Annotated in this window: 6 protein-coding genes, 1 pseudogene and 1 riboswitch; all 7 genes and pseudogenes read right to left on the bottom strand. The window is 59.1% G+C overall.

Annotated features, from left to right (window positions below; all coding sequences use genetic code 11):
* Window positions 1-287 (bottom strand): transposase (locus BLR80_RS12455; protein ID WP_281241652.1); only part of this gene is annotated, 287 nt, incomplete at its 3' end.
* Between the two features lie 67 nt (window positions 288-354).
* A pseudogene (locus tag BLR80_RS13425) lies at window positions 355-477 on the bottom strand (helix-turn-helix domain-containing protein); the annotation flags it as partial.
* 123 nt (window positions 478-600) lie between these two features.
* Window positions 601-2,886, bottom strand: coding sequence for a 5-methyltetrahydropteroyltriglutamate--homocysteine S-methyltransferase (gene metE, locus BLR80_RS12445; RefSeq protein ID WP_092080836.1), 2,286 nt, complete (start codon window positions 2,884-2,886; stop codon window positions 601-603).
* 41 nt (window positions 2,887-2,927) lie between these two features.
* Window positions 2,928-3,111, bottom strand: a riboswitch (cobalamin riboswitch).
* Between the two features lie 42 nt (window positions 3,112-3,153).
* Complete coding sequence (locus tag BLR80_RS12440; RefSeq protein ID WP_092080833.1) at window positions 3,154-3,522, bottom strand: hypothetical protein; 369 nt, start codon at window positions 3,520-3,522, stop codon at window positions 3,154-3,156.
* The gene (locus BLR80_RS12435; protein ID WP_092080830.1) at window positions 3,506-5,974 is read right to left on the bottom strand and encodes a homocysteine S-methyltransferase family protein; all 2,469 of its coding nucleotides are present in this window, start codon (window positions 5,972-5,974) and stop codon (window positions 3,506-3,508) included. Before BLR80_RS12435 ends, BLR80_RS12440 begins: the two co-directional genes overlap by 17 nt.
* Complete coding sequence (locus BLR80_RS12430) at window positions 5,971-7,665, bottom strand: dihydropteroate synthase (RefSeq protein ID WP_092080827.1); 1,695 nt, start codon at window positions 7,663-7,665, stop codon at window positions 5,971-5,973. The genes BLR80_RS12435 and BLR80_RS12430 overlap by 4 nt, the downstream gene beginning before the upstream one ends.
* The gene (locus BLR80_RS13035) at window positions 7,652-8,077 is read right to left on the bottom strand and encodes a vitamin B12 dependent-methionine synthase activation domain-containing protein (protein ID WP_092080824.1); all 426 of its coding nucleotides are present in this window, start codon (window positions 8,075-8,077) and stop codon (window positions 7,652-7,654) included. Before BLR80_RS13035 ends, BLR80_RS12430 begins: the two co-directional genes overlap by 14 nt.
* Window positions 8,078-8,347: the final 270 nt, after the last annotated feature.

The raw sequence follows: 8,347 nt of genomic DNA, 5'->3' as shown, positions 1-8,347 counted from the left end.
AGCAGTTCGTTTTCCATGGTCAACTCGCCGATCCGGCGCATGGCCTGGTTGAGTTCAGTCTGGACGGGATCATTCTGGCGTTTTTTCAGCGACTCGTCGATCCCGGCCAGCGCTTTCTCTCGCCACTGCTCCAGGCGGTAGATCTCAATGCTCAGTTCGCGGGATAGCGCATCAACGGATTCGCCCCGCAGCAGACGTAGGACCACTTCACGCTTGCGGGCGGCACTCCAGCGCTGCCCCTCGGCCAACGGTCCTGTGACGGTTTCGTTCTGGTTCTGTTTGGTCATTGTCAATCTCCTTGGACACGGGGACATTACCCCAAATCAGTGTCCAAGAAAACCGGCGCCGCTCCATATTGTTTTCGATTTGTGAAATCAACGCCGTCGAAAATCCTGTTTCCTTGGCTACCGTCATGAGGGTCAGCTCCCTGGCACGGCGAAGCAATCTGACTTTTAATCCGATATTGTAGTTCATCATCTCATCATTGGTGAACAGTAGGGCCGGTCCCCAAACCATGGCGTGAAAATCAGTGCGGGAAGGCCGGCAGTTCGGTATAGAACGGTTTGGTTACTGCAACCGACCAAATGAACAGCCTCCCCTTTAGTCCGCACGGGCGGAATTCACCACCATGTCAGAGCGTACCAGTCCCGCAGCTTCAACCAAATTTCTAAGTGCGGCGAGGGTTTCCGGCCACTGACGGGTCTTCAGTCCGCAGTCCGGGTTGATCCAGAGCCGTTGCGCCGGCACAACCGCCAGCGCCTGGCGGATCAGCGCCACCATCTCGGCGACAGAAGGAACCCGTGGACTATGAATGTCATAAATGCCTGGCCCGATATCGTTGGGGTAATCAAAACGCTGAAACGCCCGCAACAGCTTCATGTCGCTACGGCTGGCCTCGATACTGATGACATCGGCGTCCATGGCAGTGATCCAGGGGATAATACTGTTGAACTCGCTGTAGCACATGTGGGTGTGAATCTGTGTTTCATCGCCGACTCCGGCGGCTGTCAGACGAAAGCAGTCCACGGCCCAACGCAGATAGGCTTCGACTTCCCGCCGGCGCAGCGGCATGCCCTCGCGCAGCGCCGCCTCGTCGATCTGGATGATACCGACACGGGCTTTTTCCAGGTCGAGTACCTCATCACGCATGGCGAGGGCGATCTGCTGACAAACCTCGGCGCGAGACAGGTCATCACGAACAAAACTCCAGCACAGAATTGTCACCGGTCCGGTAAGCATTCCTTTCACCGGTTTTGTCGTCAGAGACTGGGCATAACGGATCCAGTCGATGGTGATCGGCGCCGGCCGCGCCACATCGCCATAAATGATGGGAGGTTTGACGCAGCGGCTGCCGTAACTCTGCACCCATCCATTCTCTGTAAAGTAGAAACCTTCCAAGTGCTGGCCGAAGTATTCCACCATATCGTTGCGCTCGGGCTCGCCATGTACCAGCACATCCAATCCCAGCTTTTCCTGTTCCTCGACAACCTGGCGAATCTGCCTCCGGATAAATGCTTTGTAGCGGGCTTCAGGCATCGCTCCGGCAGCGAATTGCCGACGTATGGAACGAATCTCGGCGGTCTGGGGAAAAGAGCCAATGGTGGTTGTCGGCAACAGGGGGAGCTTAAGCCAGGCCGCTTGTTTTTTTTTCCGCTGTGGAAAGATTGAGGTACGGCTTTGCATTGCCTCAGTCACCCCAGCGACACGGGAACGCACCTCAGGGCGCAGTGTTCGGCTGTCACTGCGTCTCGCTGCGAGCTGAGCGTCGTTCTCCCGCAACAGTGGCTCATGACACCCCCCGGCGATCTTGGCCAATGTTGCCGTTTCCCGGCACTTCTGGACAGCGAAAGCCAGCCATTCCCTGATGGTCGGATCGATATTTTTTTCCAACCAGAGATCGACCGGCACATGCAGCAACGAGCAACTGGACGCCGCCATGACCCTTCCCTCTCCGAGGCGCTGAGCCAGAAAGTCCAGTCTCTGCTTTGAATGGCGCAAATCGTTTTTCCAGACATTACGGCCATTCACCAAACCAGCAGACAGAACCATCGTTTCCGGCAGGATGTCCAGCACGGTATTGAGCTGCGCCGCGCCACGCACCAAGTCCAGATGCAAGCCATCGCAGCCGCTCTCCAAGGCCAGGGGCAGATTGTCGCCAAGCGCGCCAAAATAGGTGGCAAGCAGCAGCTGGCTGCCGGTGGCCGCCTCCTTGAGCCGGCGCAGGGCAGGGACAAATGCCTCTCGGGCCATGCCAGGCAAATCAGTACACAGGATCGGCTCGTCAATCTGGATCCAGTCACACAGGGGCGCCAGATCGACAAGCAACGTGCAATAGACACGGACGATATCATCCAGAAAGCGCCAGCGGTCGGCACCATTGAGTTCTTTTGCCAAGCTGGTGAAGGTGAGCGGTCCGATCAGAACCGGTTTGGGGCGAAATCCCAGAGAAAGGGCATGGCAGGTTTCTTCAATAAGTTTTCCCGTTGAACGCCGGATGATTGTCTGCGGCGTGAACTCAGGAACCAAGTAGTGATAATTGGTATCGAACCACTTGGTCATTTCCATGGCCGGAAGATTGGCCGTCGCATCACCCCGTGCCATGCGAAAATAGGTGGAGAGATCGGCTTCTTCTGCCGCGCCAAAGCGCTGGGGAATCATCCCCAGCATAAAAGCAGTATCGAGCATCTGATCATAGAGGGAGAAATCCCCCACGGCGACCATGGAGAGCCCCTGATCGCGTTGAATTTTCCAGTTGCGCTCCTTAAGTGTTTTTGCGGTGCGAATCAGCTCGTCCTGATGGCCGGTGCCTTTCCAGAAGTTTTCCAGCGCCTTCTTCAGTTCACGGCCAGCGCCAATGCGCGGAAACCCCAGTACGTGTGCTTCCATGACAATACAGTTCCTTTCATTTGTCTGTTACGCGAGACGAAACTACGATTACGAACAGGACGTCTTCTGGCTCCCGGACCCCGAATTGCTTTACCTTCCCGTTTCAAGCGAAACAGTGACAAAGCAGGGGAATATCTCCGGTTACAGCGGCGCGTCCGCGACGGATTTTCACCGTCTTCCGTTTCCTGTTCACCCTTGCCAACAATTTTGCGTGCATCAAATACGTTTTTTCCGGCCCATGCTATAAGCGGACCACCATCCCTCCTTTCATTTTGTCCAGCGCTGGGGTTCGGTCCGGCTGGCGATTTCCTGTTCTCTGACAATGTTATCGGCCATGCGCAGCAGGGAAAACCAGGCAGGGTTCCCGAGCAATTGCAGAACAAGCCTATTCCGCGCGGCCTCGTCGATCTGCAGCACCAGATAACGCTGCAGAAACTCCCGACGCTGTAACTCCGAAAGATCGCCACAGGAGGTTTCTGCAAGTGGCAGCTGAAAGGGTTCGATGCCCATCAGAAAACAGGCTGACAACAGGGTTCTGCACTGCAACCGCAAACCGTCGCCGGAAAACGGGCTGGCACCTGTCAACTGGCGAATCAACAACCGCAGAGCAGCGCGATTTTTAAATTTCCGGTGCATCGGAAACGTCCTTTCCGGCAGCCTCCGGCGATGTGGCACGGCTGCCTTCATCACTGAACCGCTGAGCCAGCCGCACCGCGCCAATGGCATCGCTAGCGTAGCCACTGGCGCCGATTTCATCGGCGTAGTGTTGATCCACCACCGCGCCGCCGATCATGAAGCGCACCTTTGTCAGGCCCTCGGCACGGGCCAGGTCGATCACCTTTTTCATCTCCACCATGGTGGTGGTCATCAGCGCGGACAAACCAATGATTTCAGCCCCATGATGCCTGGCTGCGCGGACGATATCCTCAGCCGAGACATCCTTGCCCAGGTCGATGACGTCAAAATTATAATTGTTCAGCATCAACGCCACGATGTTCTTGCCGATATCGTGGATATCCCCCTGTACCGTGGCCAGCACCACCTTGGGGCCCTTGCCGCCCGAGGCACCGCTGGCTGCATCAAGAAATGGCTGCAGCACGCTGAAGCCTTTGCGCATGGTATCGGCACAGGTGATCAGCTGCGGCAGGAAATACTCCTTGCGGTCAAACTTGTCGCCCACCAGATTGATGGCCGGAATCAGACGATCATCCACCAGCGAACGGGGCGACTCCCCCTGTTCCAGGGCCAGCCGGATCGTCTGTTCCATCCCTTCTTCGTCCCCTCCGACAACCGCATCAAAGACCTGTTCTCCCAGGGTGCGGGGGCCGCGAGTTGCGGTTACGCCTGCATCCTGCTGACCGAAACGGGCAATATAGCGCCCCATGCGCGGGTCGCGCCCGGCCAAAGCATCCACCGCGCAGGCGACATTGAGGGTATAGTCGCAGGCCGTGTCAATGAAGGCAGCGGTCAGCCCCCGCCCGGCAGCCATGCAGAGAAAGGTGCTGTCGAACCACTGCCGCACGGCCAGGTTATAGGTCAGATTTGATATCCCGGCCAGGGAGCGGAAGCGGCCCGAACGGGCGCACCAGTCGATCAGTTCCAGTGCGCGCCGGTGCGCAGCCGGTCCGGCGGCGGCGGTGAACACCAGGCAGTCCACCAGACAGTCTTCCGGGGCGATACCGTACCTACCGGCACAGGCGACGATCTTCTCAATCCGTTCGATCGCCTCGGCAGAACCGCCCCCGGCCCCCCCCTTGTCCAGCGGCATGCAGACGATCATTGCGCCATAACGGGCCGCAACCGCACACATCGCCTCCATGTCGCCATCCCTGGCACTGACGCTGTTGAGGATACCCCTGCCCGGAAAGACCCGCAGGGCCTGTTCGGCAGCCGCGACATTGACCGTATCAACCGCCACCGGCTTGCCGCACCCTTTGGCTGCCGCAAGTACAGCCCCGCGCATGGCAGCCACCTCGTCTACCCCCTGGGCATGCACGTTGATATCAATAATCGCCGCCCCTCGCCGCGCCTGCTCCTGCGCCATCCGCCGCACCTTCACCAGGTCCCCCTTGCGCAGGCTGTCTGCCAGTGCCGGATTGCCGGACGGGTTGATCTTGCCACCGAAGATGGTCAGGGGCAGATCATTGGAGATACAGACCGTTTCCCGGTATGACGAAACGGCGGCGGTCCACTGCCGCAGCGGCACGGCAGGGCGCAGCGATGCTGTGCTCTCTTGCAGGGTCCTGATGTAGTCCGGATTGGTACCGCAGCATCCTCCCAAAATAGCCGCGCCTGCCTCAACCAAGCGCGGCATATGGCTGCCGAACTCTTCAAAGGACATATCAAAGGTTGTAACGCCATTGATCAGACGTGGCATACCTGCATTGGGTTTGGCCAGTAGCGGCACCGTGGCGAACGGTTTCATAGCGGCCACCACCTTTGCCATATCCTGCGGGCCAGTGGAGCAGTTGCAGCCAACCGCATCCGCCCCCAGTGACTGTAGCGTAATCAGAGCAGAAAGAGGATCTGAGCCGTTCAAGGTACGGCCATCACTACCGAAGGTCATGCTGACCATCACCGGCAGGTCGCAGACCTCCCGAACGGCGATCAGGGCGGCTCGAGCCTCCTGCAGATCCATCATCGTCTCGATGACAAAGCCGTCAACGCCTCCTGCCGTCAGCGCTCGAGCCTGTTCAGCGTAGGCCGCCACCGCATCTTCAAACAACAGGTCGCCGAACGGTTCAACAAACAGGCCGGTAGGAGCAAGGTCACCGAAAACCAGGGCCCGCTCACCCACCGCTTCCCGCGAGATTCGGGCCAGCTCCGTATTGATCTCGGCCGTTCTGTCATCAAGGCCAAACTCCTGCAGCTTGAAACGATTACCGCCGAAGCTGCAGGTGTAGACCGCATCACTGCCCGCAGCAAGATAGGCGCGTTGAATCTCCTGCATCACCTGGGGATTGTCCAGCACCCAGGCCTCCGGCGAGACACCGGCGGGCATGCCCCGGCGGGCCAGTTCCGTGCCAGTGGCGCCGTCCAGTATCAGCACCCGTTGACTGACCAGCTTTCGGAACTCCTGCCTGGTCACGAGGCCGCTCCTGTAAAAGCACCACTCTGTAGCAACATCCCGGTATCATGCCCCCAGAAGGCGTTGTAGGCCTGCACCGTGGCCATAATACTGTCAGATGACGGATTGGCGATGGCCATGGTCAGGCCCCGCCCCATGGCCATACCGAGAAAAGCACCGTTGATCCATTGCCGCTCCGGCATGCCGAAGGAAACGTTTGAAAGGCCGGCAATGGTATTGGCATGGAGGGTTCCAGAACACCACGAGATAAGATCAAGCGTCTCTTTGGCAGCCTCCGGGTTGGAACTGATCGTCATCACCAGGCCGTCTACGGCAATATCATCAACCGTGCAGCCATACGATGCTGCGGCCTCCATAATCGAATCAATGACCGTAATCCGCTCTCTGGCGGTTTCCGGGATACCGGCATCGGTCAGCGGCAGCACAATGAACATGGCGCCGTATCTGGCTGCTGCAGGGAGCGTCCGTTCGATCCGTTCCCGCTCTCCTGAAACAGAGTTGACCAGCGCGCGCCCAGGATAGCGGCGCAACGCTGCTTCCATCACCTCGGGCCGGGTAGTGTCGATGCAGAGCGGCAATGGCGACCGGTTGGACAGCAGCCCGATCGCTTTAAGCATCATCGCCTCTTCATCAATACCGGAAAGCCCCATGTTGACGTCAAGTATCGTGGCCTGACGCTGCTCCTGTTCCAGCGCAAACTGTTGCACCAGATCAAGATTGCCCTGCCGCAGGCTGGCTTGCAGCAGCTTCTTGCCAGTGGGGTTGATTCGTTCCCCAACGACCGCAAAGGGATAATTCTGCCCCAGAAATGCCGTGTTGCGGCAGGACGAGACCGCGCTGAGCGACGTTCGGGCTACCGGCTGCGGGTCACAACGGTGCAAAGAACCGGCTAACGCCGTCAGGTGGTCCGATGACGCGTGGTGATCAACGCCAAGCAGGTTTGCTCCGGCCTGCAGCAGCGCCGCCCCGGTGGCGGCGTACTGTTCCGGATCGGTAGCCGATACAGGCGGCACCGCCCAGATCGGCACCGTGGCCGATGGTTTGAGCCGGGCGATGATCGCTGCCAGTGATATGCCGGCAGCGGAGGCAGAGAAACCGACCGCATCCGCGCCCAGAGACTGAAGTGTCACCAGCGCGGCAAGCGGGTCGCTTCCGCCGACGCTATGCCCCTGTGCATTGACAGCCATCTGTACCATAACCGGCAGGTCGCCCAGCTCCCGCAGGGCGATCAGCGCTGCCCGAGCCTCCTGGATATCGCTCATACCGCTCACGATGAAACCACTCGCACCGCCTGCGGCAAGCGCCTTGCCCTGTTGCAGATAGCAGGACACCGCGTCCTCAAAATCAAGCTCGCCAAACGGATCGACACGCCTGCCGCTTGCCGAACAGACGCCAAAGACCGGTACGTCGCCCAACGCTGCACGGCAGCGGCGCATCAGTTCGCGGTTCATACCGCTGGCCTGATCAGACTGGCCACAGGCGGCAAGCCGAAGACGGTTCAGCGCGCCAGAGGGACAGCAGAGCAGGTCACAGCCGGCAGCCTTGCGCTGTTTAAGGTCGGACACTATCGCGCCGGACTGTTCCAGCAGCAGTGCTGCAGTACAGCATTCGTCTGCGGAAGCTGGCGAGGCCGGGGCGTCAAGCAACAGCGGCCCGAGGCCGATCATACGTTGGAACTCACGGCGTTTCATAGGGTGTCTCCAACGGCCGTGCGGATTCTATACCGGCTACGGCCGTTACCGATTTTTCAGGAACCAGCATGAAACGTGAGGTGAGGGACAGTCCGAGGCGTTCCAACTCAAGTAAAGAGTAAAACAGGCTCTGATGCTCCAGGCTGAAATCACCGTAACCCGGTGAGTAACGCTGCGAGGTCAGCCGTTCGGCGCTGCGGCTCAACTGCCTGCGCACATACTCGTTGATCCAGCCCATAGCCGCATCTGCGCTCTGGCCCCCGACAGCGTCATGAATGACTGCGGTTGCGCCATCGCCGCGGGTCATGGCTTCTGAAGCGGCAGCGACGATCTCCGGTCCGACGGTTGATGCCATCAGTACCACGGCGTGACTGTCCTTCAGCAGGCTGGCCAATGAAGCGCTCTGCAGCACGACCCCTTCTGCAAGAACAGTGGCATCTGCCCTTTTCTCCACAATCGGCAGACGCAGCCAGCAACCTTGTGCCTCACACAGTGTAAAACTCTCTGCAATGGTTTGCTCCAGCTGGAGCGGCGCCGGTTTTCTTGGACACTGATTTGGGGTAATGTCCCCGTGTCCAAGGAGATTGACAATGACCAAACAGAACCAGAACGAAACCGTCACAGGACCGTTGGCCGAGGGGCAGCGCTGGAGTGCCGCCCGCAAGCGTGAAGTGGTCCTACG

Source organism: Desulfuromonas thiophila (assembly GCF_900101955.1).
Classification (GTDB): domain Bacteria; phylum Desulfobacterota; class Desulfuromonadia; order Desulfuromonadales; family Desulfuromonadaceae; genus Pseudodesulfuromonas; species Pseudodesulfuromonas thiophila.
The sequence above is the reverse complement of the archived record's forward strand: the minus strand, read 5'-3'. Positions and strand labels throughout refer to the sequence as shown.